The sequence below is a fragment of the Aureispira anguillae genome (assembly GCF_026000115.1).
Taxonomy (GTDB): Bacteria; Bacteroidota; Bacteroidia; order Chitinophagales; family Saprospiraceae; genus Aureispira; species Aureispira anguillae.
Genome location: NZ_AP026867.1, coordinates 1156638 through 1182513 on the forward strand (window position 1 = coordinate 1156638; position 25876 = coordinate 1182513).

A 25876-nucleotide genomic window follows, 5' to 3' on the forward strand; every position below is an offset into this window, starting at 1 on the left:
TTTTCATATTTCATAGGAAATTAAATCTATTATCTGTTGGTAAAGACCTCATAACCTATGAAATATGACTTTAGGTATTGATAAAGTATTAATACCTATTTATAAATAAGAATATACAAATTAAGTTGACCAATGATTATCACTTAGTAATCCTGATGATTATGAATGGCCGCTAAAAATTCTTTTTTGGTAGTGGGATTGTTAAACTTTCCGCTATATGCCGTGGTAATTGTACTACTAGAAATATCTTTTATCCCTCTAGAGGAGACGCACATATGTTTGGCATCAACATAAACAGCAACATCATCTGTACCTAAAGCTGTTTTTAATTCTTCGAGGATTTGCATGCTGAGTCGCTCTTGTACTTGAGGACGTTTAGCAAAGTATTGTACAATTCTATTTATTTTAGATAGCCCAATAACTTTTCCGTTTGCTATATATGCAACATGGGCTTTACCATAAATAGGTAAAAAATGATGTTCGCAGGTAGATTGTAACAGGATGTTTTTTTCAATCAACATCTCATTGTACTGATATTTGTTGTCAAAAAGAGCAATTTTAGGCTTATTAGCAGGATTTAAACCACTAAAAATTTCTTTAACATACATTTTTGCGACACGATATGGTGTACCTTTAAGACTATCATCTGTTAAGTCAAGCCCCAAGAGGTTCATAATTTCACGAAAATGTTTTTGTATCCTATCAATCTTTTCTTCATCAGAAAGCTCAAATGCGTCAGCACGCATAGGTGTATCTAGAGAGGTAAGAATGTGTTGATCGCCTATTTCTTCATAAATTTCGATCATTTTTTTGTCTAGGATTGGAGTTTTACCATTCTTCATTGGAAACAATTTGTATAGACCTTGTTAAAGCCTATTTTTTGAAAATATAAAATTTATACAACATAACACCTATATTTTTTGGTGGTAGTTAATTGGGAAAATACCCAGTAAGTTTGTATGCATTACTCATTATACTTTTAACGATAGAAAAAAAAATGTGTTCATCAAAAAGAAACTTTTATGCGTTAAAAGAGCGAAATGAGTAATTTTAAAAATAATTAAAATTTAACATTACTCTGTACAAAACATGCAGTAGCAAAGCTACTAAGTAAAAGATAGAAATACACAGAGTATTAATTTAATAAATAACACAAAAATAGTATCATTTCAGTTTTTTTCCTTAAAAAAGGAAAATTTATAGTACACTATTATACGAAATGAGAAAAAGAAGTTAAATAAAATTACAAAAAAATAAACTCCAATGGCTTGGATTGCTGCGTGAGATTCCTCATTTTGTTAGGTCATTGGATTTGTGCTAATAACTAACTTTGTTTATGAAAAAAAAAATACTAACTGTTATACTGAGTTGTTTCTATATAGCAGGTTTTGCCCAGAATGGAATCCCTCAAAATGCAGGTGCTAGAGGTGCAGCAATGGGAAATGCTAGCTTAACCTTTACCGATATTAATAGTATTTTTACGAATCAGGCAGGCTTAGGCTATCTAGAACATTTATCGTTTACAGCTTATGGCGAACGTCGTTTTTTGTTGGCAGATGGCTTAAACTCTTTTTTATTTGGGTTGGCCTATCCTCACCAATCTATTGGAACCATAGGTTTGAGTGTTCATTATTTTGGCTATGGCAAATACAATGAACAAAAAATTGGTCTGTCTTATGCCAGAAAATTATTTAAGAGAGTGTCTATTGGGGCGCAGTTTAATTATTTGGGCACTAGAATAGGAGAATACGGCACGGCACATTCTTTTACTTTTGAGTTGGGGATTTTGGCAAAAGTGACAAAACATTTTCACCTTGCTGCACATACATTTAGTCCTGTTAGAATTGAGTTGCCCAATGGGGATGCCCTTCCTTCTATTTTTAAACTAGGAGTCGCCTATATTCCTTCTTCAAAATTGCGTTTAACAGCAGAGTTGGAAAAAGACTTAGAGCAGCCTTTTAATGGTCGTTTTGGTATAGAGTATCATCCAATTAATGTACTTTATGTCCGAGCAGGTGTTTCTACAAGTCCTGTAATGGCAAGTTTTGGCTTGGGGTTAAATATGAAAGGACTAAAAATAGATTTAGCTACTAGTTACCATACTATCTTAGGATTTACTCCTGGGCTGTCTATCAGCTATGTTGTTGGTGATAAGGCACCCCAAAAAGCTTCTTCTGGACATTAAACGAACCAACTATGCGATTGATAACTTTACTAATTACACTTGTTTTTTTCTCATCTTCTTTATGGGCACAAAAAGATGAAAAAGAGAAAGAAAATGAGTTGAGCAATAGTACCCAATTTTTGATAGAAAATTTGGTAGAAGATAGCGATGGAGAAAACTTTGATTTTGGGACTCAATTTGAATATTTGGAAGAATATAGGAAGAACCCATTGGATTTGAATAATGCAACAGAGCAAGAATTAACAGCTTTTGGTATGTTCTCTGCAATCCAAATTCAAGCACTGTTATTATATCGAAAGCGATTCGGGCAAATTTTTTCATTGTATGAGTTACAAGGCGTGCCTACTTTTGATGTGAAAACGATTGTTCGATTGACGCCCTATATTGCTGTTGCTGCTACCAAAGAGCAAGAAAAAATGAATTTTGGCAAAATGTTTAAATTTGGTCGCCATCAAATTTTTGCTCGTTATCAACGAATTTTAGAACAACAAAAGGGCTATAAGCCAGGAACAGGAACTCGATACTTAGGATCGCCAGATAAATTTTATTTGCGTTATAGAATGACCTACAAGGATAGAATGAGCTTGGGTCTGACCATGGAAAAAGATGCTGGAGAAGAGTTTTTTACAGGTTCTAATCCTCAGGGATTTGACTATTATTCGGGGCACTTTTATCTGAAGAAAATTTCTAAGCATGTACATAGTATTGCATTGGGCGATTTTCAGGTTTATTTTGGTCAGGGCTTAACCGTTTGGGGGGGCTTTGGCATCCGAAAAGGGGCTCAAGTGCTAAATATCAAACGGATTTCATTGCCGATTCGACCTTATACCTCTGTCAATGAAGCTTTATTTATGAGGGGAGCAGCAGGGCATTTTCGGTTTTTGAAAGAAAATAATCTAGAAGTTACTGTTTTTGGCTCTTTTCGCCAGCGAGATGCTAATATTCAATCAGAACTAGATTCCTTGACAGATGATTTGGACATAGAAGTGAGTTCATTACAAGATATTGGATACCATCGAACAATTAGTGAAATAGAAGACGAAAATTCTATTGGTTTTCTAACTTCTGGTGCTAGAGTGCGTTATACGGGCAAAAGTTGGCATGTTGCAGGTAATTTTGTTTACAATTATTTGACCAATGAATTAAAAAAAGAAAAACCAGCTTTATATCAGCAGTATGATTTTATAGGGAAACAAAGTCTTAATGCTAGTATTGATTATTCGGTTCGTTATCGAAATATTCAGTTTTTTGGAGAAACAGCAGTCAACGAAAAAGGCGGAATAGCTACATTGAACTCATTATTGGCGGAATTAGATCCAAGGGTTAGTATTGCTGTTTTACACCGTTATTATGATAAAAAATATTACACGCTTAATGGCAATGCTTTTGGAGAAACGTCTGATGCAAGTAATGAGTCTGGTTTATACATTGGCTTAGAATCAAGACTAGGAGCAGGGGTTAAAATGAGTACTTATTTTGATTTATTTCGTTTTCCTTGGTTGCGATATCAAGTCGATGCACCTACGCAAGGTTATGAAGTTTTTGGAAAGTTAGAATATTCACCCAACTATTTTGTGAATACCTATGCACAATATCGTTTTGAACGAAAGGGCAAAAACTTGTCAAATAACTTAACCCATATCGACCAGATTATTAATCACGACAAACATAATTTGCGCTTCCATTTTGGGTACAAAGCATCTAGTCAACTCGCATTGAGTTCTCGGATTGAGTTTTCGTTTTATCAGAACCAAGAATTTAATCAAGGTTTTATGATTTATCAAGATGTCGTAATCAAACCTAAAATTATCCCACTAAAAATGCAACTTCGTTTAGCCTTTTTTGATACCGATAACTATGATACTCGTATTTATGCTTATGAAAATGATGTATTGTATGCTTTTTCTGTGCTGCCTTATTATGGGCAAGGTTTACGATATTATTTTAATATAAATTATAGAATCAATCAATATTTAACGGCTTGGTTTCGTTTTTCTCAAACCTATTTTGTTGACCGAGAAGTCATTAGTTCTGGCTTGGGAGAAATAGAAGGAAGAACTAGATCAGAAATAAAAATTCAATTACGAGCGAAATTTTAAAAAAAACTAAACGGAATTATTATTATTTTTATTCAAATAGATTTATCTTAATATTACTATAAAATAAAATTGAACACTTCTTTTATTAAAGTTGGGAAACTATGAATAAGCCTAAAATAATAAAAAGTTACGAAAACCTATCTGATGAACTTTTGGAACAAATAAAATTAACTTACCCTAGAGGTTTTTGGAGACACTTAATATCATTTTCAGATGCCAAAGGAGTTCGACAAAAAGGACTTCCATTTGAAACAGAAGACAAGTCTTATTTAATTAAAATGTCAAGAGCAAGAGCAAAAAATATTATTGCTGAAGATGATGATTTTGACGATGATGGTAACCTCAAAACAAAAGTCAAAGAAAAATACATTGACAACCAAGATGGTTTAGAGTTTTTGGATTCTAATACCAATACAGATAATATGTTTAGTTTAGAATCTTGATTATTGGCACTGTAAGAGCAAATTGCAACGCATTATTTTATCGATTATTTATTAATAAATAATCGATAAAATAATGCGTTTTTGTTTGGATGAAACCTATGAACATTATGAGGCGTTAATAATGGTTTGTAAAAAAAAATAGTCCATCCAAAAAACGTCTTATGGTTTACAATCCTAAAAAACACAACCGAAAATCTATTCGATTAAAAGGCTACGATTACACCCAAAAGGGAAAATATTTTATTACAATATGCTGTCAAGATCGAGCACATTTATGGGGAGAAATTATTGAAGGAAAATTATATTTAAATGATGCAGGAAAAATGATAGAAAGATGGTATCAATGTCTAAATACCAAATTTGAAGATATAGAATGTGGACCATACATTGTAATGCCAAATCATTTTCATGCAATTATTATAAATAAAGGACAAACGGTTACAGTGCATAGTTGTCCCACAGAGTCCCCAAAGCAATCCCAAAATAGAACAATAGAAAAGGCAGACAAAACCAAAAACAACCAAATAAAGAAAAACCAAGAAAGGAAAAACCAAAGTGAAGTAGGGGGAAACCAAAGTGTTTCCCCCTACGAACACCCCAAAAATAAACAAAAAAGAACAGCCCCACCCAAAAAAATAAATCAACGAAACAGGCCAACGGCATTACCCAAGGTCATCCAATGGTTTAAAACCATGACCACCAACGAATATATAAGAGGAGTAAAGCAATTAGGATGGAGCAAATTTAGGAAGAGAGTTTGGCAAAGAAATTATTGGGAGCACATTATAAGAACAGAGCAATCCTACAAGAAAATTGAGGAATACATACACAACAATCCACAAAATTGGCAGAAAGACAGGTTAAGATAGAGGAGCCAGACATTAGAGTTGTAATTTAGTACGATGAAAAAGATAAGCCTCAAAAGCAGACTTCAGAACCATCAGGATGGCCATTAATAGGATTGGGTTTTTGATAGAAAAAAAAGAATGAGCAGCCCATAAAGTCACAAACCACAAATAGTGAGCAACAAACTGGCTGGGGTGGATCATCACCTTAGTTTGCATAGGCATTACATCTAGAGAGGGCTGAATGCCTTGGCGTTCCAATAGTAGAGGAGGCATTAAGTAAGCCAATAGAAAGACAACGGTTAGCAGAAGCAGGCTAGCATTCCAAAGTTGTACAGGCATTTGCAGCAAAGTATGAAAGACACCTTGAGTCGTATCCCAGCCATCAACTTGTCCAATATGAATAATAAAGACCAAAGCAATATAATGCAGGATCAAAGTATAAACAGTTAAACCAATAACTTTGAGTGCAGGGCGTTGATATTCTGGTAATTGGTGATAATTAGGGCGACCATATTTTATAGGAACAATTAGAATGAGATAAATGAGGACAACCAAGGCAGAGAGGAGTTCTAACCAAAATAAAAAAAGTGTTTCAAACAAGGACCATCCTAGCAGCAAAACACCTAAAAATAGAAAAATATTATTAAGAAAAATAGAGTAAAATTCAAACTTTTGAACCAGTTCTGGTGTTAATTTATTCATAGAGTAAAAGAACTTTCAATTTTTTCTGAAAGTTTTAAAAGGTTATACTTCGACTAAGCTAAATTATTTGTACATTTGTATACTTCAAATATTCAAACTTTTTTTGATAAGAAAAACGAATAAAGGATTCGTTCAAATAAGCAGATAGTCGAATAAAAAAATACTATATGGACAAAAATATAAATGTTCTGCTCCAAGATGAAACATTGGATAAAGAATTGCAAAAAATAGCTCAAAAAGTAAGTAAAAGTGAACGTATTACGAATGACGAGGCTTTGTATTTATACGAAAAGGCATCATTAGGGTATTTGGGCGTTTTAGCAAATTATATAAGAGAACAGAAACACGGTGATAAGACCTATTTTAATAGAAACTTTCACATGGAACCAACCAATGTTTGTGTCTATACTTGTACCTTCTGCTCTTATTCTAGACTAATAAAAAAACGATCTGAGGGCTGGGAATTAACCCATGATGAGATGTTGGATATTGTCAAAGAATACGACGACAAACCTGTTACAGAAGTTCACATTGTAGGAGGGGTATTGCCTCAATACGATTTTGATTTTTACATCAATTTATTCAAGGCAATAAGAAAACATCGTCCAGAATTACACATTAAGGGATTAACACCTGTAGAATATCATTATGTTTTCAAGAAGGCTAAGATTTCTTATGAAGAAGGAATGAAAACGATGGTTGAAGCGGGCTTAGATTCTATGCCTGGAGGTGGAGCTGAAATCTTTCATCCTGAAATTCGAGAAAAAATAGCTAGAGGAAAATGTACGGGCGATCAATGGCTAGAAATACATAAAATACTACACAACTTAGGAAAACGCTCCAATGCAACGATGTTATATGGTCATATTGAAGACTATACACATCGGGTAGATCACATGGATCAGTTGCGTAAATTACAGGACGAAACAGGAGGCTTTCAGACCTTTATTCCATTAAAATTTAGGAATAAAAACAATGAGCTATCGCATTTAGAAGAAGTATCTTCAGTAGAAGATTTACGAAATTATGCGATTGGTAGAATTTACCTAGACAACTTTGACCACATCAAAGCATACTGGCCAATGATTGGTCGTGCAACGGCTCAGTTATCGCTTGCCTTTGGCGTGAATGACATTGACGGAACCATAGACGATACAACAAAAATATATTCTATGGCTGGTTCTGAGGAGCAGTCGCCTAGTTTAAACACACAGCAATTGGTAGAATTAATTAAAGCTGTAAATCGACATCCGATAGAGCGAGATACAATTTATAATGTTATACAAGATTATATGGATTATGATTTTAATCAGGATGAATTAACAGGATACCTATCATTGCCTGTTATTCAAAAGTAATATAAATAAGCAATATGAAAATTTATCTTTATCGGCATGGGCAAACAGTGTATAATATAAATGGAATTGTACAAGGAAGGGGAGTTGATTCTTCCTTGAATCAAACAGGAGTAGAGCAAGCTTTAGCTTTTTTTGATCAATATAAACATATTGCTTTTGAGTACTTGATCACATCTACATTAAAGCGTACTCAACAAACGGCAGAACCTTTTGAGCAATTGGGAATTCCAACAGAGCGATTAAGTGATTTGGATGAAATAGGCTGGGGAGAATGGGAAGGTAAATCTGCCGATGAACAAATGCGTAATGCTTATTTGGAGTTATTAAAATCTTGGTCCAACGGAAATTATGATAATTCTGCAGTTGGGGGAGATAGTGCTCGTCAAATGGGAAAGCGATTGACACGATTTGTTGAATATCTAAAAACCTTAGAACATCAGCAAATATTAGTTTGTACCCATGGTGGTTGTCTGGCTTATTTGATGGCCATTTTGCAAGAGCAGCCTTTATCTATGATGCCAGAGTATAAACACCATAATACAGGTTTGTGTGTGTTTGAATTTGACGGAGAGCGGTTTCATCTCAAGGTTCAAGATGACATCTCTCATTTGACAGAACGTAATATTAAACTAAAATAAAACAGCTATAAATTTGAAACAACCATTCAAAATTTCAGCAGTATCTTATCTTAATACCAAGCCATTTTTATATGGACTATTTCAATCTGAATTAGACCAAGTCGTTGATCTGAGTTTAGATATTCCCTCTGAATGTGCTCGAAAACTAATAGCGGGAGAAGTTGATTTAGGTTTAATTCCTGTTGCGGCTATACCTCAGTTAGAAACACCTCATATTATTTCTGATTTTTGTATAGGGACAGAAGGAGCTGTTAAGACAGTTTGTATTTATTCTGCCTGCCCAATTGAAGAGGTTACACATCTATATTTAGATTACCAATCAAAAACTTCTGTTGCATTAACCCGTTATTTAATTACAAATTATTGGAAAATAAATCCTCAATTTATTAATGCTTTAGCAGGGTTTGAACAAAAAATCGGAGATAAAACAGCCGCTTTAATTATTGGAGATCGAACCATTGGTTTAGAAGGAAAATACGCTTATACCTATGACCTTGGTGAGATTTGGAAAAAACATACCAATTTGCCCTTTGTTTTTGCTGCTTGGGTAAGTAATAGGCAATTGCCAACTTCATTTTTAGATAAGTTTACTGCGGCTTTGGAACTGGGCATTCAAAAACGGCATCAAGTGGCGCAACTTTTTCAGTCTAGTTACCTTGGTTTTGATGTCCATCAATATTACCATCGTTATATAGATTACGAACTAACAACTGAAAAGCGGCAAGCTCTAAAATTATTTTTGGAATACATAGCACCCAAGCGAGAAGTTTTAGTCAGCAAATAAACTCAAAACATTGATGAAAATCTAAAAAGGTAGTATTAAGCTACCTTTTTTAATTTCGAGTTTTGTAGTTTATGCTTTAGCTCTTAGCAATTTACGCAATTGGCGTTCTACTTTGGGATTGCTAGGAGGCAAGGCATCTCGATTGCTAATTTGTCCATTTTTACCAATAATCATATAGTGAGGGATGGAATAAATATAAAAGAACTTCAAAAACTCGATCATCTCATCTTGATTGCGGCGGTAATGTTGCCCAACTTCAGTAATCTTTAAGTTGTCCATACTGCGCTTCCATGCAGCTTCATTTTTATCAATAGAAATATAGACAAAAACAATGTCCTCATCGTTCAATTTACGGTGCAATTGGACAGAAGCGGGCATCTCTTTTTTACAAGGACCACACCAACTTGCCCAAAAATCAATATAAATAACCTTCCCTTTATTAGCCTTAAAAATTTCAGTAAGTGAAGAATGCTTCCCATCTAGGCTTGTAAATTTATTTTCTTCGATAATTGTTTTTATATTCTTTTGAGCATAACTAAAATTGGTAACAGCCACAAAAAGAATAAGGAGTAGATAACGCATTATATTGATTTTTTAAATGAAATAGATTAAGCGATCTTGCTTTTAAAGAAAGGACAAAATATCCTTGCCAAGATACAAATAAAGACTAATCAATATACTCTCTCCTAAAAAGATGCCAGTTATCATTATGGAATACCGCATTTGAACCAATCCCGCTACATAGCAGATAATATCAGTAGGAACAAAAGGGAACCATGCCCAAGCAGCCACCAGCCATTTTCCCTTCGGTTGGTTTAATGCAATGCGAGCTTTTTCTATTTTATGGGGGTATTTCTGAGACAAATAATCGCCAAAACCAATTATTTCGGCAAAATAAAAAAGTAAGGTAGCAGAAAATAAAATACCCAAAATAGAAATGATTCCTACTAGGATTAATTGTTCAGGAAAAAGAATGGCTCCTGCCAAGACAAAGGGGGTACTAGGGAAAAGTAAAATACCTCTTAAAAAAGTAATGAGAATATATACCAACCAAACCCAATGGTCAAATTCTTGCAAAAAGGCAGAAACTTCTTCGACACTAAAAGCAGAAGGGTACAAGAGCATATAACCTAAGCTTACTAGAACACTACTAACCCAAATATAGTGGATTGTTTTTTTTATATTTTGGAGTGGGGTAGCTGACATATATTGGGAGGATTGATGAAAAAGCAAGATACAAGATCTAACGGTTCAGACATAAAACAAAGTTCCTTCAAATACTTATTTAACAAAAAGAAATTGGGATAGATTCAGTGGCTCTATTAAAATAAAGTTACAAAATTATTATATTGTTGTAAATTAACTTAAAGCCAACTAAAAAGTTAAAATAATAAATTAATTAAAACAAAAAACATGCAAAAAAACATTTTTACAATATTAATCTTGTTAAGTATCATGTGTAGTGTTAATGCCCAGAATCATGCTACTTGTAATGGAACCCGTTATGTGAGTGAAGAATTTGGAGCAGTAGATACTACCTTAGCGGTTTTATTTGGTAATAACGTTACCTATGCTGGTAATAATCAAGATTTGTATATGGATATTTATGAACCAGTAGGGGATATGGCTACTGCTAGACCTGCTATCGTTTTGGCATTTGGAGGTTCATTTATCGGAGGAAATCGAGGAAATATGAGCGACTTATGCCAATATTATGCGCAACGTGGTTTTGTTGCCGTGACTATAGATTACCGACTTTATGATGGTGCTTTGATTCCTTTGCCTAATGCTACAACAATGACAGATGTAGTGATAAAAGCCGTTTCAGATATGAAGGCAGCAGTACGTTTTCTAAAAGAAGATGCTGCAACGAACAATACTTATAAAATTGACCCCGATATGATTTTTGTAGGAGGGATTTCGGCAGGAGGAATTGTAGCTAGTCATACAGCCTATATTGATTCTACGGATGCCATAGCAGCTAGTGAGCTAACCGCCATTAACAACAATGGTGGTTTTGATGGAAATAGCAGTGCCAATGCAGGGATGTATAGTTCAGAAGTTCGTGGGGTAGTTAATTTTTCTGGGGCTTTGCGTGATGCTGATTATATTGATGCGAATGACCCGCCGCTTTTTTCTGCGCATGATGATGGAGATGGCACAGTACCCTATGGCGCAGGGAATGCGTCAATTTTTGGCTTTCCAATTATAGCAGTGGAAGGAAGTAGCGAAATGCATACAAGGGCAACAACTGTTGGAATCGCCAACTTTTTAATTACAATTCCCAATAGTACAGGGCATGTTAGTTTCTTTGGGGGCAATGCTGCTCAATGGCAAGATACAGTGCTAAATACTTCTAGTGATTTTTTACATGATAATGTTCTTTGTCCACTGATCTCTGCAACCAACGCTGTGGAATTAGAAACGATCTTAGCTAATATTTATCCTAATCCATCCGAAATCGATATGGTTGTTCAGTTTGAGGATTTGCCTGCTGCTTATAATTTGGCTATTTATGACAATATGGGACGTCAGGTTTTTGCAGAACAAAACATTGCAACAACAAGATACATATTGAGAAAAGAATACTTTACAGCTGGGATTTATCACGTCAATATTAACTTCAAAGACAGTCAAATAGCTCCAATACGTTCAAAAGTTATTTTTCGTTAAGAGTTGTTTAATTTAAAACATTACTCCGTTAAAACATCGTACTACATTAATTATCAGTATTGTATGTTTTTGTGATTTAAAGTGTTAATATGCTAATAATTAATGTAGTACAAGATGCTTTTTTATGTTTTTATTAAAAAACTAAAAAAGCAACGGAGTATTATTAAAAAATACCCTTATCTTAATGTTCTGTCTATTTGTGTTTAGACAGAACATTTTTTATATCCCTTAAAATAAGAACCAGCTTTAAATGAACTACTTATTAATACTCTTTCTCTTTTTATTAACCACCCCAACTAAAGCACAAACGCCGCATTCTACCTGTAATAATACCCGTTATCTAACGGAAGTATTTGCTGCTGTTGATACGACATTTAATATATTATATGGAGTGAATACAACCCATGCTGGGAATACAGATAGCCTATATATGGATGTATATCAACCAGTGGGAGATACTGCTTCCAATCGACCACTAATTATTTTAGCTTTTGGTGGAAGTTTTGTTTTGGGGGAACGAACAGATATGGCTCCCTTATGCCATTATTATGCGCAACACGGTTATGTAGCAGCGACCATTGATTATCGTCTATTTGATGGTCTTTTTGTTCCTTTTCCTGATTCTACTGTTTTTGCTGATGTAGTAATGAAGGCGTTGGGGGATATGAAGGCTTCTATTCGCCATTTTCGAGCGGATGCCGCAACGGCCAATTTATATCGAATTGATACCAATTTGATTTTTGTTGGAGGTGGATCAGCAGGAGCTATTATGGCCTTACATGCAGCGTACTTAGATACTACAGATACTATTCCTCCTCATATTCAAGTAGCAATCAATAATAATGGAGGGCATGAAGGAAATACAAGTGCCAATACTCAATACTCTTCTACAGTACAAGGGGTAATCAACTTTTCGGGCGCATTGGGAAATGCAGCTTGGATAGATGCAGGAGATGTTCCTGTTTTTAGTGTTCACGATGACAATGATAACATTGTCCCCTATGGACAAGGATATGGAACAATTGCAGGGTTTCCAATTTCTTATTTGGAAGGGAGTCAAGTAATCGCAGATACAGCAACAGCCTTAGGGATTCCAAATGTACTGATTACCATACCCAATAGTAACAGTCATGTAAGCTATGTCGATGATCCCTTGTGGCAGGACAGTGTTTTTACAGGAACGTTGTTGTTTTTGCACGAAATAATTTGTCCCCTCATTGCAAGTGAAGCCCCTATCTCTTTCTCCGAAAGGACAGTGAATGTTTATCCCAATCCAGTAGTTACCAATGTCGTTATTGAGGTTGATGATCCATCTACTGCTTATGATCTAACAATGTATGATAATTTAGGTCAAATTATTTATCATCAAGAAGCGATCAGAGCATCCCATTTTGTGTTAAATCGTCAAAAAATTGCTGCAGGGGTTTATTATTTAGAATTAAAATTTGAGGATCATAAAGCAACTCCTATTACAACTAAAGTTATTCTTAGATAGGAAAGAGCGAGTATTGCTAGTTAAAACCTCAGTAATTCTCGGTTTGTTTATTTTTTAATACGACTTAAGGTATTAAGTGTAGTATTTTGATTAAATGTGTTAATGCTTTATTCTTGAACTGGGCGTTACGGAAATTTAATTTGACATCTGGCTAAGTTTTCGTAATTTTTTACAGTTGCGACCAAAGGAAGCAACCCGAAGGGCCTCTGGCATTAGCTTCGCTGCTACTACGTGGTGTAAAAAATCGAAAACCCGAAGGCTCAGCGAAGCTAATTAGTCAGGGAATGTCATACAAATTGGAGTACTAGCCCTAGATTTTGGTTCTTTCATCAATGGAAAGAACAAAAAAGTATCGTTTTACATAACATATTAACATTTTTTACAAACCGAGAATCGCTGGTTAAACCTACTACCATAAATTTCAAAAAATAATAAGATTAAGAATTTAGCTGTTACTGTTTAATATCAATCTGTAGATATATATTATTTCTCATTGCAGCGTTTGTTGGGAGAATCGAGAAAACTTTATTAATTTAGAAACGAAATTAACACCTAATCCTACTGATACAAGATGTATTGTATTGGATAAAGTAGGTAAATGGACAAAATTAGGAGTTAATAAACGATACTAAATTAGATCTCTTCCCTTTCCCTTGAACTATTAAATTAGTATGCATGGATATGAATAAGTCAATAAAAAAATTATTGAATGCTAAATCTAAGGCTACTATTGAACACCTAAATTTGAGTGATCAGTCGTTAGAACAGTTGCCAGCCTGTGTTAAAGAAAGAGCTAATCTCGAATCGTTGGATTTGTCAGGTAATATTTTAGAGGAAATTTCTCAAGAAATAGCTGATCTAGCTGCACTAAAAGTGCTGAATATTGAGCATAATTTTATCCAGCAAATTCCTACTACTATAGCCAACTTGTCAAAGTTGCAACAGTTAAATTGTTCTAATAATAAAATTAGTGAAATATCACCTGCGATTGGCGCTCTAACCAATCTAAACGCATTAGCTATTCAACAAAATAGACTAAAAACGCTACCTTCTGAAATCGCCAACCTAAAGCAACTTTATGCTTTAAAATTGGAAAGTAATCCTTTGAAGGAAATTCCAACAGTAATTGGTTTACTAACCAATCTTAGAGAATTAGATCTTTCCGATACCATGATTAGTGGATTATCTGCCAATTTTGGCGCTTTGATCCATCTGAAATGGCTAGATTTATCCATTAACAAGCTGACTTTTTTATCGAAGGAATTGGCGACTTGCAACCAGTTAGAATATTTAGATATTAGTTACAACCAAGTAGAGGATATGGCAGGGGAATTATCTGCCTTGTCAAACCTGAAGGAACTTAATATAGAAGGAAATCCACTAAAGGAATTACCAAAAGTAGTTTGTGAGTTTAAAAATTTATTACGACTGGATTTAACGGCCATGAGGTTGGTTTGCTTGCCAAGTGAAATTGGTCGTTTGCGACAACTACAATATTTAAATTTATCGGCTAATTATTTAGAAGCTTTACCGCCTGAATTTGGTGGGCTAAAAGGATTAAAACAATTAGATCTAAGCGATAACCAACTCGATAGCTTGCCAGCAACGTTGTCAAGTTTGCAGCAACTAGAAGTCTTAAATATAGAGTTAAACCCATTAGAGCATTTACCCTTAGTAATTTGTGAGTTAACTGCATTAAGAGATTTGGATGTAACGGGGATAGAATTGAAGCAGTTACCTTTCTCAATTCATAAATTGATCCATCTCAAAAGGTTGGATCTCTCTGAAAACTTTTTAGAAGATTTACCCCTGCAAATTGGTGAATTAACGGCTTTAGAAATTCTCGACTTAAGAGAAAATCAATTGGACAAATTGCCAGCAAGTATCGCCCAACTAAAATCGCTAAAAGAATTGCGGTTAGAGTATAATCTATTTGTTGATTTAGGTACAGAAATAGGGGAGTTGGTCAAACTAAAACATTTGGACATTAGTTATAATGAATTGACGGATTTGCCCAGCAATTTTACGCAATTACAACGCTTAGAACGCTTAAACTTGGAAGGAAATGCTTTAACTCGGATTCCAAGAGAAATCTTTCACCTCAAACGTTTGAAAGAGTTAGATTTATCAGATAATGAAATTGCAAAACTGCCTGATTTGATTGCCAATTTGGGAGCTTTAAGGTGGTTGGATTTGAGAAATAATCGATTTACGGAATTACCAATGGAGATAGGAATGCTTGCCGATTCTTTAGAGGAATTATATCTTGAAGGGAATTATTTTAGAGTAGAAGACAAAGAAGAAATTATGGATTTATTACCCAATACTAATATTTATTTTGATTTAGCCTAGGGCTTAATTTACGAATTATGGAGATAGAGAACCAATTAAAAAAATATATTCAAGAAGGACCAATTCAAGAGGTAGATTGGAGCGGAAGAGAACTAGATGTTGTACCTGCTGAAATAAAAAAAATAGAAGGCGTAGAGCGGCTTAATTTGGAATGTAATAATTTGACTGCATTGCCCAATGAGCTCGCAGAGCTGCGCAGTTTAAATTGGTTGGATTTGTCGGACAATCAATTGGCTGTTTTGCCTGAAAAATTAACGAATTTGCCCTTGTTGACTTGGCTAGATTTGTCGGCTAATAATTTTGAACAATTGCCTACTTCTTTTGGAGAGTTGGAGAAGTTGGAGTGGCTAGACTTAAAAAATAACCAACTACATACCTTGCCCAAGTCATTTGAGCAATTGAAAAAATTAAAAAAACTTAATTTAGAAATTAATGAATTGGGACAGTTGCCAAAAGAAATTTGCCAGTTGTCCGCCTTAAAATGGTTGGACTTATCAGAAAATAAATTAGAAGGCTTGCCTGAAGAATTTGCTGATTTAAAAAGTTTGGAATGGTTGGACTTGGAAGAGAATCCATTAGGGGAGTTGCCAGAAAGTATTTGTGAGTTAGTACAACTAAAAGAGCTGGATCTAACTGGAATTGATGCTACAACTTTACCAGATGCATTAGGAAAATTGGTGAATTTAGAATGGCTGGATTTATCTGAAAATCGTTTGCTTGCTATTCCTGAATCAATTGGTCAACTCACACGAATAGAGTGGTTGGATTTGCGCAGCAATCAGCTCAAAGAATTGCCTGCTTCTATGGAGCAGCTTCACGCCTTGACTCGATTAAATTTGGAGCACAATGATTTTAATGGTTGGGTAGAGGTCGTCTCAAAGATGTCCAATCTTCAAGAGCTTGATTTAACGGCTACAGGGCTAACCATAATCCCTGATGAAATAGCCAATCTAAAAGCAATGGAGTGGTTGGATTTGTCCGAAAATAAAATTAAGCAGTTACCCAAGGCTTTGGGAGAACTTACAGCGTTGACTTGGTTAGATTGCAAGGATAATGAAATTGATTATATAGATCAAGAAATTTATAATCTAGTAGAGTTGAGAGAGCTTTATTTGAATTCTAATAAATTACAAATAATAGATGATGCTTTGGGGCAACTAGAAAGTTTAGAACGGTTGGATCTAAGTTTTAATAATTTGCCAAACTTGCCCGATAGTTTGGGTGATTTGACAATGCTAACTTGGTTGAACTTAGAAGAGAATAGTTTGACAAAACTTCCTGCGACCATTGGAGCCCTAAATCATTTAGAAGAGTTGGATGTGTCTGACAATCGACTTTCTGAATTACCAACTGAATTAGGAACATTGGACAACCTCCAATTTTTGGACTTGCGAAACAATCAGTTTACCACATTACCTGCATTTTTGGGACAATTGAGCAATACTTTGCAAGAATTATATCTGTCGGACAATCCATTAAACGATGGAGAGTTAGAAAGAATAAAGCAATTACTTCCTAATACGGTTGTAGAGTTTTAACCAATAGAGTGATTGTGGGAATAAAAAAAACCAAATTTTACAGCTGTAAAATTTGGTTTTTTTATAAGTATTAACGAGTACTTATTTTACAACTTGGAATTGTTGTGTCATTGTTTTTTCATTGGTAACAATGCTAATGATGTAAACACCATTCTCTAAATCGCTAGTAGCAACTTGAGTTGTTGTTGTGTTAACATTATTTAGATTAACAACAGCTTGTCCAAGTGTGTTGTATACTGCAATAGTTTGGATTTCTACATCACTTTGAACATTTAATAGCGTAGAGGCAGGATTAGGATAAATACGAACCAAACCACTGTTATTTTCTACTTGATGCGTACCTGTTATCATCATCATGTTACAAGGCATCAATTGGTAACCTTCATTGCGAGGAATAGAAGAATCAAATTGTCCTCCCCATCCTGAAATGCTAAAGGTTCCCAAAGGAGCAGTTTGGCTATACAAATCAACATCATTATCAATACGAACAACAATGGTATCAGCACCACCATCGGTCATACGAACGTTGAATCCAGAACCAGAACCAGTCCATTCAGCAGTATCAACCAAGTGCATATTGGCAAACATAACCAATCTGTTTTCTGTGGTTTCGCTTAATTGAGTAACCAACATAGGTGTAGCAGTAGGGTTGCCTTGAGATATAACAACAATACTGTCAGGAGCAAATTGCAACAAACCATTAAATTGTACAACCTCTCCCCATATATGTAAAGAATCACCAGAAGTAACGGTATAGTTATCTACATCTACAAAAGAAAATACTCTTACACCAGCACTATTGTTGCTGTTTGCAAAGTTAAAATCAATACCTGTACCACCTCTAAGGTCAATACAGTGAGCAATACCTCTTAATTCGCAAGTAACATTAACAGAATCAGCCGTACCATTGGTGTCAACATTATTGATTTGATCAAAGGTATAGACAGGGTAGCTTGGTGGTGGTGGTGGAACAACAATAACACAAGCATTAACAAGACCAGGAGTAGCATACAAAGAATCGGTACCTGTAGTTCCGTTTACACCGTTAGCAATATTAGAGGTTCCCCAGTTAGTGCCAAGATTATTATCTGTAACAGGGTCACACAATTGCAACGAACGACCTTGTCCAGCAGCATCAGCAGGCCATGGAGCAGAAGTTTCATAATCAACAGAATCGATTAGAGTACCTGCACCATCATAGATCGTAATATCTTCTCCTCCATTGCTTAGACCTCCACTAGTCCAAACTGCATCTGGAGCAACGCCAAAAGAAGCGTGAAATGCAGCAGAATCTGAAGCAATCACAAAGTAACCTCCAGCAGGAATAGTTCCACTATTAAATGTGTGCGTAACACCTTGTGTAAAGGTATAATTCTGCAAATTAACAGCAGCAGCTCCCATGTTGTGCAGCTCAATAAACTCTTCATTTTCTCCACTTCCAGGGATATTATAAAGAACCTCATTGATAACTACCTGAGATTGTGCAGCAAAGTTTACCATGCAGATGGCAGAAAGAGTAGCAAATAATTTTTTCATAATTGTGTTATTTAGTCAATTCATATATACTAAGAGCGCTAAATTAACTAAAAATGTTCATTTTCAAAAAAGGATTTTTGTTTTTGATTTAGTATTTAACAATATAAAGAATAGGAGGGGAGTTTTAATTTTGAAGAACCTTGTTTTTTGTCATAAAGGTTTGGTGTGTCAAGGGGTATAAAGGATAAAATTTGTATGTTAAATTTAGTTGATTTAATCTTAAATACTTTTCAATAAATAATAACATCTAGATAATAATGTGATCTCTTTTAAAACTATGAATCTAAAAAAAAATGTTTTATTATTAACCTAATGGTTCGTTCTTACGTATCTTAATAGAGGTGCTTTGTAATATTTATATTATTTTAATCTAATCAAGCAATTCTCCATCTTTTTTAGAAAAAATCTCTCCCTTAAGAAATACACCAATTATTATAACTTATTCCCAATTATCATTACTCCGTTTGAAAATCAACGGAGTATTAAACTATTATACGAAGTTGTTTTGTTAATAATAGTTTGGTAATTACCTGTAGTGCTGGGCATTCCAGTTGATACACAGTACCAAGCTGCTCGTGCACTACGTTTATGTGGTACCTGCGTTTGTTATGCGCTATCGCTTATGAACCCGCATAGCTGGGTTCATGTGGTTTTGATTCTTGTTTAAAAAACAAAAATCAATTTAATAAGGTTTTTACCAAACTAATGGTTGAAGAAGACTAATGAATATGAAGTGTTTATACGATGTGCTTAGTCTCTAAAATGATGAAAAAGTATTACTATGATGAAGGTTATTGTTATGATGTTATTATTGGGATGTGGTTCTATTTTGGTTGCTCAAAAACCAGAGGCAATAAAGGAATACAATGCAGGGCTAACCTATTTTAAGTTAAAAAATTACAAAGGTGCGATTCCTTTTTTTGAAGCGGCAATTAGCAAAGATCCTAATTTTGTACACGCTTTTAGAGCTTTGATTAGTTGCCATGAAGAAACGGGGCAAAATGAAATTGCTGTAGACCTTTATGAACGGGTAATCGAGCTTTCTCCTTCTGATAAAACACTTTGTTATAATCTAGCATTGACTTATATTAGTTTGGAGGAATACCAAAAATCAGTATTGTATTTGAGAAAAGCACTACAGATAGACCCTGCCTATAGTAAGGCGACTAATAAACTCAAAGAAATAGAGGAATATTTGGATAAGCAAGCAGCACAAGAAAATATTCGGGCTGATGGTGATGCTCAAACGATAGAAAACAAAGCCTACAATGCTGCTTTAGAAGTTTATAGAACGAAAGATTATAATCGTTGTTTAACAAAGCTTAATGACTATAAGGGAGAAATTACGAACCCAGATTTTTATTATCTAAAGGCTATTGCTCATCAGCATATTGGAGAGCGAGAAAATGCTATTGCTGCCTATGAAAATACACTAGAATTAGACGACCGACATTTTAATACCAATCTTAATTTGGGAAGAATCTATTACAATGATCGAAACTATCTAGAAGCAATCCCTTTGTTAGAAACAGCCTATTTGCGTCGTGATAAGGATGTCAATTTATTGTACGATTTGGCAAAAGCACATTTTTATGCCCAAGAGTATCAAGCGGCAAATGTGTATTTGGAAGATTATACCAAGCGGAATTCAAAAAATGCAGAAGCTTGGCGTTTATTGGGGGAAAGTTATAGTAAACTCGGAAAAAGCAAAAACGCAGCAAAGGCTTTTGAGTGGGCTAGAAAATATGGTACAAACGATGATGATTTGCACAACCATTTGGACGATAATATCTCAAAATACGGACGAGAAGCCAGTGAATATACCAAGGATGGAAAATACGAAGAAGCAATTAAAGTTTTAGAAAAGGGAATTATCGAACACTCTGAAGCTGCATCTTTACATTTTAATCTTGGGCTTAATTATATGGAAGTAGGGAACACCAAAAAAGCGAGAGAGGAGTTTAAGAAAACAATTGATTTGGAACCTGCTCATGCCAAAGCTTATCAAGGCTTGGGGCAAATTTATTATGAACGAGAAGAGTTTCAAGAAGCGGGTGCTTATTATTTAGCGACCATTGATGCAGGCAAGCAAGATGAATTTGTTTATTATAAATTGGGAAGCTGCTGGTTTAAGCTAAAGCGTTTTGAAAATGCTATTATTGCCTATCAGAAAGCAATTGGTCTCAATTCCAAGGAAAAACGATATTATTTTAGTTTGGGGCTTTCTTATTTGGCTCTGGATAAACATTATGATGCTATTGCTGCAATGGATAATGCCCTGAGAATAGACCCTTTGTTCTTGGATGCCAAATATCATATTGCAATTAGTTACCTTAAAATGAGTGAATATGATACTTGTATTGCCAAAGCGGAAGAAATTTTGAAGCAGGACAGTCAATATGCTAAAGCATATTTGGTTATTGGGCATGCCCATAAACGGATGGGGAATTATGGCTTGGCAAGTGATTTTCAAAAAAAGGCAGAGCGACTAGATCCTTCTTTGAGGCAATAACAATAACAAGGATTAGGAAAATCTAACGTTTATGTGGTTTAGAAGAAAGTAATCGATCGTAAGTCGTATGTCCTGTATTTACAGGAACTAAGCATACGACTTACGACCTATTACTTATAACAAAAGTAGTAATAAGCAGGCAAGGTAGCTTACGATTCCACACCATTTGTCAAAGAACCATAAACTTTATCAAAAAATAGACTATCCTTTGGTTTTGAATTATGCTAAAAACCTGATATATTTATCGGGTAGATTTATGGTGTGAAAATACCATGTTGATTATAAAAACAATTAAAACAATTTGAATCGTTATGGCGGAAGATGTGAAGGTAGCAATAGACCATGTAGTAAAAATTTTGGCAGATGCTCTAACCAAAAGAAAAGAAGAGGGAATTGAATTAGAAAGAACCTCTCGTAATTTTTGGAGTAAAGTGAAAAAAAGAATTACGGAAGATACTGCCAATAAAATGGAGAGCAATCCAGAAGATACTGCTACACAAGAAAGCTTAAAAACAGACTTGGAAGAAATGATGAAAACCCAAAATGGAAAAATGGGCGTTGTAGTTTTCTTATATAATCAAGGAATTGAATTATAAGAAGCTTTTTCATCAGACCATCAAAAATAAAAAGAAGTCACCCTAAATTGTTATTTACGGGTGGCTTTTTTGCAAAACCAGGAAGCGCTTTGTTGGCAATGGCTTTGGATCGAATTGTTTCAATTTGTTCAGAAAGCCAAGGCTCTGGAGGGACAAGCTCAAAAATGGAATATTGTGCGCTGTTTTGTTGTATGAATTCAAATTCTTTGAGCCAATCCGAAAAAGTAGATTGACCAATAATTCCTTCGTTTGTTTGTATATACAAAACCAATTCTTTGGGGAGTATTGCTAGAGAGTGTAGCCCCCAAATAGAGAAACATTGGAGAAGGTACTCATAATCAGACATAATTAGTGTGTTGGGGTTAAATCTGATTTGTTCCTGTTTACGATGTGTAAAGCCATTGCTATCAAACCACGCTTTGGGCAAATTTTGAACAAAATCTTGCGGTATAGCATCTAATGAAGGACGAAAAAATTCCTTTCCAGTTTTTATGCGAAGACCATCTCTGTAGCTATCTCTTCGTTGCCTTCTTATGGGGGTACACATTGAGATTTCTTTGTGTTTGGCAAAAAAATCTACCATATCTGCAATAAAAGAAGGAGCCAAGCTATTGTCGTCGTCCAAAAAACAAATTAGTTCAGAAGAAGCTTGATCTAACCCCAAGTTTCGTGCTGCAATTAAGCCTTGGTGAGTGGTCTCTATGTAGGTGATCGACAATTGGTCTTGATAAGATTGAACAAGTTCTTGAGTCTTAGGGCAAGCACCATCATTGATGACAACCCACTCAAACTGTGTATTGGTTTGTTTTAACAAACTAGGAAGGCAGTGTTTAGCCAATTTTTTTGCTCGATGGTGGGTAGCTGTTATAACAGAAAGTTGCATTTAGGTGATTTAGTTGGTGAAGGGAAGGCGCTAAATAAAAAACGCTAAAAGAGAGCATCTTTTAGCGTTTTTATGAAAGAAGATTTTTTTAGGCAATACCATAGTTGGTAATTCTATGTTTTACTCGATAAAGAGCAAGAACTTCTTGTATCTCTACCTCATAAGGAGGGTAAATTTGGTTATCAGAAATTAGACGAAGCCCAACCGTTTGGTTACCTTGTCTGATATTTTGAACCCGTTTGGCAACGACAGAATCGCTAGTGACAACTACATAAACCGAATTATCTTTGATAGAACCTAATGGACCACTCTCTACCTTTTCGCAGATGACAATATCTCCATTGGTTATATTAGGAAGCATGCTATCGCCACTAATTTCTATAGCAGTAAGGTCGCCCTCTAAGCCTGGAATAGAAAATTTCTGAACTTCTATTTTTTCTTGTGATGCATCATCATAATCAGAATTTTGAGCACCCAAAGAATTTCCCGCCATAGCTTGTGCGTTGACCAAAACAATATTCTTTTGCCCTGCATAGATTTTTTCAGCCAAGGGAATGTGCATATTCTCATGTCCATCAAACATCTGATTACTGCCCCCAAATAAAAAATTGGCATTGATTCCATAAATATCAATTAATTTGTTCATTTGGTCTAAGGTAATATTACGCTTACCTTTTAGTATGCTGTTGACAACATGATTATAAGTGCCCAATTGAGCTGCAATATCAGACTTGCTTTTGATTTTGCCTTCTTCTTTTAGTTGGTCATAAACCAATCTAAAACGTTGGTTAACCGTATTATCAATAAAATTAGACATGGTGCTTATTCTTTATAATGTATATTAGTTTATTAAGATATAATATAACTATAAATAGTTGAAAATTATTATAAAACTAAACAAACTAGTGAATTGTTAAAACAAAAAGTTTTATCTTTGTATAGATAGAAAAATCAAGTTCAAATCAATAATGATTAACTTGAAAGTAAAGTTATTAAAAATAATATTAAAATGCAAACATTTTTGTTTGTTTTTGAAACATAAGATTGTATTTATGCTAGGTAGAATATTTTTGTTGGTATTTGGAATGTATGTATTGATGGCTTGTAGTGGTTCGTCTAAGGGAACAACAGATCGGGATTTTTATCAAGATATTGGGGGGCAAATACGGGAACAGCGTTTGAACAAGGGAATTTCTCAGCAAGATTTAGCAGATGCAGTTGGCATTACTCAAAATGGATTGAGTCTGATAGAAGACGGCTTGGCTACTCCTATTCATACTAAGCTTATTGCTATACAGGATTATTTGGATGTGAAGTTTAAGATTAATGGAAAATACGCTACTATTGAGGAGTATTTGGAAGAAAAAAAATAAAAAATAGAATTAAATGTTGCAACATCTAATGTTTTTGTATACATTTGTAGCGTAAAGAATATCTTAAAACGTTGTCGAATGAAAATTGAAGAAGAAATAAAACAAACTAAACCTTTTCCAAATCCACAAACCAAAGCAATTGTTAATCTGAATTTTACAGCTTCATGGTTGGCTGGCGTTTATGGGCAATTGCTAAAACCATTTGGAATATCAATACAGCAGTACAATATATTGCGTATATTAAAAGGAATGAGACCCAAGCCCGCTACAGTAAAAGTACTTATAGAGCGGATGATTGACAAAAATTCTAATGCGTCTCGCTTGGTTGACAAACTTCTTAAAAAAGGTTTGCTAGAAAGAAATGCCTGTCCAGAAGATAGGAGAAGGGTTGATGTCATGATTACAGAGGCTGGTCTGGATATGATTGATGAAATATCTAAAGTGATTGAACAAGAAAATACATTGGTAAATCTTACCGATGATGAAGCATTATTATTGTCTGACTTGTTGGATAAAATGCGGGGCGCATAAGCGCTTTTTTTTGCTTATAAAGGTGTAGGTACATTAAATGTTTTAGTAACTAAAAAAAAGAATTATTATGAATGAGAAAGTAGTTTTAGGAATTAGAGTTTTATTAGGGTTGGGAATGCTTATTTTTGGATTGAATAAGTTTTTAATGTTTATTCCAATTCCACCTCCAGCAACTCCAGAAGCAGGGGCGTTAATGGGAGCTTTTGCGGCCTCTGGTTATATTTTGCCAATTGTTGGAATTGTTGAGTTGGTGGCAGGTATTGCATTTTTGGCCAATAAATTTGTTCCATTAATGGCCGTTATTTTGTTCCCTATTATGCTCAATGCATTTTTGTTTCATGCTGTATTAGATCCAGGGGGTGTAGCAGGAGCAGCAGTATTTACCCTTTTGAATATTTTGCTTATGTTTGGCTATAAATCATCCTATGATGAGCTGTTGAAGCCATAATTAGCAACTAGTTTAGGGGATTTTGGACTCAATTTGCTGTGCAATAAAATATTATTTTTAAAAAAAAAGCCTAGAATAGAAATTAATAGAATTCATTTGTTATTTTAGCATCGTAATCTTTAGTAGATACTTGCCTTCTTTATAAGGTAGATGATACTAAAATATGAATTTTTACTCATTAAAATCTATTTAGACTGTGGGATTTGATAATAAAGATAGCCGTTTTGAAAGTGTGTATTCTCAGAAGGTAAAAGCAGGAAAGAGAAGAACGTATTTCTTTGATGTGCGTAAAACCAAAGGCGCAGATTATTATGTAACGATTACAGAAAGCACTCGCCGATTCGAAGATGATTCTTACTCTAGACACAAGATTTTCTTGTACAAAGAAGATTTTAATCGTTTTGTAGAGAGCTTGGTAGATGTAGTTGATCACATCAAAAATGATTTGTTGCCTGATTATGATTATGATGAGTTTACTCGTCGCCATGAAGAGCGAGAAAAAGAGTATAATGAAAACTACAATAATAACACCGAAAACATGGACTCTTCTGCCAACGATGATGGCGATGTTGGAGAGTGGTAAAAGATAAACAAGTATTCTTGTTGCTTTATATAAGCGAGATTTTAACTATAGCGTTGATTTCTCGCTTATTTTTTATCTGAGCAGTACTAGTTGGCTCAGCAAATTGTTCAATGTTTGGTGTTGGGCAATCTTGCCTTACCTTACCCTTCTGTTTATCGGTATATGGGATTTTATCTATTAAGTTGGTGCTCAATAGTTTTTTTGGCAAAAATACATCCTTTTTTGGCAAAAAAAAACGATCAAGATTCAATAAAAAGAAGGATATTAGTATTGCCCTCATTAAACGTGTAGTTTTTATA

General features: G+C 34.6%; 24 protein-coding genes. 17 read left to right on the plus strand and 7 right to left on the minus strand.

Annotated features, from left to right (window positions below; all coding sequences use genetic code 11):
- Nucleotides 1-143: 143 nt before the first annotated feature.
- A complete protein-coding gene (folE, locus tag AsAng_RS04300) occupies nt 144-842 on the minus strand; it encodes a GTP cyclohydrolase I FolE (protein ID WP_264791556.1) in 699 nt (232 codons plus the stop codon).
- A 494-nt stretch (nt 843-1336) separates the two neighbouring features.
- On the opposite strand from folE, the gene AsAng_RS04305 reads away from it, so the two are divergent.
- The 4 genes from AsAng_RS04305 (at nt 1337) to AsAng_RS04320 (ending at nt 5596) form a co-directional block, all read left to right on the plus strand.
- Nucleotides 1337-2185, plus strand: coding sequence for a PorV/PorQ family protein (locus AsAng_RS04305; protein WP_264791557.1), 849 nt, complete (start codon nt 1337-1339; stop codon nt 2183-2185).
- Between the two features lie 11 nt (nt 2186-2196).
- Nucleotides 2197-4284 carry a ComEA family DNA-binding protein gene (locus tag AsAng_RS04310; protein WP_264791558.1) on the plus strand — a complete coding sequence of 696 codons (2088 nt, stop codon included), beginning with the start codon at nt 2197-2199 and terminating at the stop codon, nt 4282-4284.
- A gap of 101 nt (nt 4285-4385) precedes the next feature.
- Nucleotides 4386-4727: a hypothetical protein gene (locus AsAng_RS04315; RefSeq protein ID WP_264791559.1), complete on the plus strand. Its 342-nt coding sequence runs from the start codon at nt 4386-4388 to the stop codon at nt 4725-4727.
- A gap of 161 nt (nt 4728-4888) precedes the next feature.
- Entirely contained in the window at nt 4889-5596 is a 708-nt protein-coding gene (locus tag AsAng_RS04320) for a transposase (RefSeq protein WP_264791560.1), read from the plus strand.
- A 12-nt stretch (nt 5597-5608) separates the two neighbouring features.
- On the opposite strand, the gene AsAng_RS04325 is transcribed toward AsAng_RS04320, so the two are convergent.
- Entirely contained in the window at nt 5609-6277 is a 669-nt protein-coding gene (locus tag AsAng_RS04325) for a hypothetical protein (RefSeq protein WP_264791561.1), read from the minus strand.
- Nucleotides 6278-6444: 167 nt separating this feature from the next.
- On the opposite strand from AsAng_RS04325, the gene mqnE reads away from it, so the two are divergent.
- From mqnE to AsAng_RS04340, 3 genes are read left to right on the plus strand one after another with little or no spacing between them, the layout of a single operon-like run.
- Nucleotides 6445-7635 (plus strand): aminofutalosine synthase MqnE, encoded by a 1191-nt coding sequence (gene mqnE, locus AsAng_RS04330; protein ID WP_264791562.1) that lies wholly within the window; start codon nt 6445-6447, stop codon nt 7633-7635.
- Between the two features lie 14 nt (nt 7636-7649).
- Complete coding sequence (locus tag AsAng_RS04335) at nt 7650-8273, plus strand: histidine phosphatase family protein (protein WP_264791563.1); 624 nt, start codon at nt 7650-7652, stop codon at nt 8271-8273.
- Nucleotides 8274-8286: 13 nt separating this feature from the next.
- Nucleotides 8287-9057, plus strand: a complete 771-nt coding sequence (locus AsAng_RS04340) for a menaquinone biosynthetic enzyme MqnA/MqnD family protein (protein ID WP_264791564.1) — start codon at nt 8287-8289, stop codon at nt 9055-9057.
- Between the two features lie 69 nt (nt 9058-9126).
- On the opposite strand, the gene AsAng_RS04345 is transcribed toward AsAng_RS04340, so the two are convergent.
- On the minus strand, nt 9127-9639 hold the full coding sequence (locus AsAng_RS04345) for a TlpA family protein disulfide reductase (RefSeq protein WP_264791565.1): 513 nt from the start codon (nt 9637-9639) through the stop codon (nt 9127-9129).
- Nucleotides 9640-9681: 42 nt separating this feature from the next.
- Nucleotides 9682-10263 carry a TVP38/TMEM64 family protein gene (locus tag AsAng_RS04350; protein WP_264791566.1) on the minus strand — a complete coding sequence of 194 codons (582 nt, stop codon included), beginning with the start codon at nt 10261-10263 and terminating at the stop codon, nt 9682-9684.
- A gap of 207 nt (nt 10264-10470) precedes the next feature.
- Between AsAng_RS04350 and AsAng_RS04355 the strand changes: the two genes are divergently transcribed.
- The 4 genes from AsAng_RS04355 (at nt 10471) to AsAng_RS04370 (ending at nt 17115) form a co-directional block, all read left to right on the plus strand.
- Complete coding sequence (locus AsAng_RS04355) at nt 10471-11730, plus strand: alpha/beta hydrolase fold domain-containing protein (RefSeq protein WP_264791567.1); 1260 nt, start codon at nt 10471-10473, stop codon at nt 11728-11730.
- Nucleotides 11731-11980: 250 nt separating this feature from the next.
- Nucleotides 11981-13225, plus strand: a complete 1245-nt coding sequence (locus tag AsAng_RS04360; RefSeq protein ID WP_264791568.1) for a T9SS type A sorting domain-containing protein — start codon at nt 11981-11983, stop codon at nt 13223-13225.
- Between the two features lie 681 nt (nt 13226-13906).
- Nucleotides 13907-15577, plus strand: coding sequence for a leucine-rich repeat domain-containing protein (locus AsAng_RS04365; protein ID WP_264791569.1), 1671 nt, complete (start codon nt 13907-13909; stop codon nt 15575-15577).
- A gap of 17 nt (nt 15578-15594) precedes the next feature.
- Entirely contained in the window at nt 15595-17115 is a 1521-nt protein-coding gene (locus AsAng_RS04370) for a leucine-rich repeat domain-containing protein (protein WP_264791570.1), read from the plus strand.
- An 81-nt stretch (nt 17116-17196) separates the two neighbouring features.
- Here the strand turns inward: AsAng_RS04370 and AsAng_RS04375 are convergent, their stop codons facing one another.
- Nucleotides 17197-18651, minus strand: a complete 1455-nt coding sequence (locus AsAng_RS04375; RefSeq protein WP_264791571.1) for a lamin tail domain-containing protein — start codon at nt 18649-18651, stop codon at nt 17197-17199.
- A 781-nt stretch (nt 18652-19432) separates the two neighbouring features.
- Between AsAng_RS04375 and AsAng_RS04380 the strand changes: the two genes are divergently transcribed.
- Together AsAng_RS04380 and AsAng_RS04385 are read left to right on the plus strand one after the other, a co-directional pair.
- Complete coding sequence (locus AsAng_RS04380) at nt 19433-21163, plus strand: tetratricopeptide repeat protein (RefSeq protein WP_264791572.1); 1731 nt, start codon at nt 19433-19435, stop codon at nt 21161-21163.
- Nucleotides 21164-21474: 311 nt separating this feature from the next.
- Nucleotides 21475-21759 (plus strand): hypothetical protein, encoded by a 285-nt coding sequence (locus AsAng_RS04385; RefSeq protein WP_264791573.1) that lies wholly within the window; start codon nt 21475-21477, stop codon nt 21757-21759.
- Between the two features lie 37 nt (nt 21760-21796).
- On the opposite strand, the gene AsAng_RS04390 is transcribed toward AsAng_RS04385, so the two are convergent.
- On the minus strand, nt 21797-22642 hold the full coding sequence (locus AsAng_RS04390) for a glycosyltransferase family 2 protein (protein WP_264791574.1): 846 nt from the start codon (nt 22640-22642) through the stop codon (nt 21797-21799).
- Nucleotides 22643-22730: 88 nt separating this feature from the next.
- Entirely contained in the window at nt 22731-23459 is a 729-nt protein-coding gene (locus AsAng_RS04395) for a S24 family peptidase (protein WP_264791575.1), read from the minus strand.
- A 235-nt stretch (nt 23460-23694) separates the two neighbouring features.
- Here AsAng_RS04395 and AsAng_RS04400 point away from each other — a divergent pair, with 235 nt between their 5' ends.
- From AsAng_RS04400 to AsAng_RS04415, 4 genes are all read left to right on the plus strand, one after another.
- A complete protein-coding gene (locus AsAng_RS04400) occupies nt 23695-24015 on the plus strand; it encodes a helix-turn-helix domain-containing protein (RefSeq protein ID WP_264791576.1) in 321 nt (106 codons plus the stop codon).
- Nucleotides 24016-24093: 78 nt separating this feature from the next.
- Complete coding sequence (locus tag AsAng_RS04405; protein ID WP_264791577.1) at nt 24094-24546, plus strand: MarR family winged helix-turn-helix transcriptional regulator; 453 nt, start codon at nt 24094-24096, stop codon at nt 24544-24546.
- 67 nt (nt 24547-24613) lie between these two features.
- A complete protein-coding gene (locus AsAng_RS04410; protein ID WP_264791578.1) occupies nt 24614-24994 on the plus strand; it encodes a DoxX family membrane protein in 381 nt (126 codons plus the stop codon).
- Between the two features lie 196 nt (nt 24995-25190).
- Entirely contained in the window at nt 25191-25577 is a 387-nt protein-coding gene (locus AsAng_RS04415) for a PUR family DNA/RNA-binding protein (protein ID WP_264791579.1), read from the plus strand.
- The last annotated feature ends 299 nt before the right edge of the window (nt 25578-25876 follow it).